Source organism: Nostoc sp. UHCC 0251 (genome assembly GCF_034932245.1).
Taxonomy (GTDB): Bacteria; Cyanobacteriota; Cyanobacteriia; order Cyanobacteriales; family Nostocaceae; genus Nostoc.
The window spans coordinates 1-2,593 of record NZ_JAYGHD010000510.1; the positions used below are offsets into that span (position 1 = coordinate 1).

At 43.7% G+C, this 2,593-nt stretch carries 2 protein-coding genes; one reads left to right on the plus strand and one right to left on the minus strand.

Annotated features, from left to right (window positions below):
* Window positions 1-65: 65 nt before the first annotated feature.
* A complete protein-coding gene (locus VB740_RS36395; RefSeq protein WP_323204659.1) occupies window positions 66-1,358 on the minus strand; it encodes an APC family permease in 1,293 nt (430 codons plus the stop codon).
* A 338-nt stretch (window positions 1,359-1,696) separates the two neighbouring features.
* Here VB740_RS36395 and VB740_RS36400 point away from each other — a divergent pair, with 338 nt between their 5' ends.
* The gene (locus tag VB740_RS36400) at window positions 1,697-2,140 is read left to right on the plus strand and encodes a molybdopterin-binding protein (RefSeq protein WP_323204660.1); all 444 of its coding nucleotides are present in this window, start codon (window positions 1,697-1,699) and stop codon (window positions 2,138-2,140) included.
* Window positions 2,141-2,593: the final 453 nt, after the last annotated feature.

Here is a 2,593-nt window from a genome sequence, read left to right on the forward strand (position 1 = left end):
AGAAGCCTCTTTGAGTTACACTGAATTTTTTCAAAAATCAAATATGAGTCCTATATTAAATAATCCTATGGGACTTGCGTAATCGCTCGCCGAATTTTGTGCCAGATTAGCCCTGCAACAATCAACCCTAAACCAACTTGCCAAATCGCAGATTCTACCCAGAAAGCCAGGAAAAGGCAAGACACAAGACCTAACCAACCTACCCATACAGGATAGAGTCGCTCCGATGGGGTAAGACGCAAGGCGGCAAAACTGGTAAGTGCGTAATAAATCAAAACACTAAAGGCACTAAACGACCAGGTAGTTTTGACATTACCCAACAGTACCAGCAGAGCGATCGCTATTCCTACAAATATCACAGCCCAGTATGGGGTTGTCTGTTGTTGGTTAAGCCGCGCTAAAAATTTTGGAGCATCTGAACGGCGTCCCATTGCCAGTAACACACGAGATAAGCCCAAAATCAGGTTCAATAGCACGCCTAGCATGGCTGTCACCGCACCAATCCCTAAGACTAAAGCACCACCGGAACCGGCAACGCTGCGAACTGCCACTTCTAGGGGCGCTGCCGTCTGCCCTGTGCTACTTTCTAAAACATCTGCCCCCACAGCCCCAATACCAACTATTGCCACTGCCATGTAAAGCAACATTGTCAGCAGCAGACAGACAATCATCGCTTTCGGAATCGTTTCCCTTGGGGAGCGTGCTTCCTCTCCCATTGTGGCAATGCGCCCATAACCTGTATAGGCGACAAACATCAAGGCGCTAGCATGAAGTACTGCTCCTGGTGAGGTTCTGAAAAAAGGTGTCAAATTCTCAATTCCCACCTCAGCAGCACGGGGTAGACAAGCAAGGATAAAGAAGCCTAAAGATAGCAGCGTTACCGACACAATCACCGTATTGGTAACATTAGAGCGGCGGATACCACTTAAGACAACCAACGTCATCATCACAACAGCTAAGAGGGCTGTAGGAACTAGCCAACTGGAACTCAAACCTCCAATATTCAGCAAGTAACCAGCAAAACCTAAAGCGGCGGTTGCGGCTGAGGCAGTCTTAGCTACCAAAAACATCCACCCGGCGGTGAAGCCAAAGGCGGGGGTAAGATATTTGTAACCATATTCATAAGTGCCACCACTGACAGCATGACTAGCTGCTAACTGGGCGCTGTTGAGTCCATTACAGGTGGCAACAATTGCCCCAATTGCTACCGCCAAAATTACCGCCGGCCCAGCAATTCCTGCTGCAATCCCGATAGTGACAAATACACCCGTCCCGACAATAGAACCCAGTCCCATCAAGGTTGCGCCAACAACCCCTAACTCTCGTTTCAGTTGGGGTGGAGAATTTGTGGCGGACATCTTTGATCTCCCTGTTTAGATTGCAAGATGTAACGTTCATCAGTGAGGATATCACGACAGAAAGGTTCGCAGATAATCATAATTTTGATGACAATTGTTTTATTACCCTTGCAATACCAAATATATTGGTACAAAACTTATACTGAATTAATGTTAAGTAACAAATTGTTTTGTACCTACCAAAAATAAATATTTATGTAGTTAGATGTATGGCATTATTTGATGAATTATCTAGAATAATGTAGAAAATCCTTCCAGAAAAAATATTTTTATTAAAACAGCATATAGAATTGATACTTGATAGAATCATACCAATAATAACCAAAATTGATAACTTTATGCCAAGAAAAGAACAAGGATGGGTCACATTTCAAACCTCAGAGGACGAGCGAAAGATCCTAGAGGAGTTCTGCGAACAGTCTCAACGCACCAAAACTGAGATTCTGCGAGAACTCGTGCGTAGCCTCAATCAGCACACCTGGGCACCGATATCACCACCAATTCACGAGGAAAAACAGGAAAATATTTACACTCAAAAGCCTGAGATAGAAAGTAGTATTCAAAAGAAATCACTAAAAGTTAGCTCTCGGAATATTCTTAAAGGCGTTGTTAAACGAGTTGTTTATGGAGCAGTTAATAGCGAAGTAACTCTGGAGATTATTCATAAAGTAGAATTAACCTCGATTATCACCAGAGCTTCCGCAGAAGAGTTAGAACTATCTGAGGGAAAAGAAGCTTATGCAGTCATTAAGTCTAACGATATTGTCATTGCTAGAGAATAGAATTAATTTGATTTGAGGCGTTGGATATTAAAAAGATGAATTATCATTAACAATTTTAATTTTAGAGAACTGCAAGATAAATTGAGTAGAAATAATTTTAAAATAGGTAAAACAAAGCGCAACCCAACCAAGCCCCGGAAATGTTGGGTTACCCTGCGGGAAGCCCCTTTGGGTCTACGTTCCTCAAACGCCACTTGCTTCTCCCAAGGGGAGACGCTACGCGTAGCTTGCTTCCCCGAAGGGGTACAAGTCGGGAAACCCGCCCAACACAGTGGCTCCCCAACCTACACAGTTTAAGGTTTTTAACGCTAACTAAACTGTATTGGTTCAAACACTCATTAACGAATGGCACTAATAAGAAAAGCCCAAAGGCTTGTGTCGTCTCGTTCCCAGCCTCCAGGCTGGGAATGTATTTAAAAGAGGCTCTGCCTCTTGTCAAGCTACTGGAGGCGG

Bases quoted from the DNA above. Each gene is read 5' to 3' on its own strand.
- VB740_RS36395 (WP_323204659.1), bottom strand. From the start codon at position 1,358: ATGTCCGCCACAAATTCTCCACCCCAACTGAAACGAGAGTTAGGGGTT.
- VB740_RS36400 (WP_323204660.1), top strand. From the start codon at position 1,697: ATGCCAAGAAAAGAACAAGGATGGGTCACATTTCAAACCTCAGAGGAC.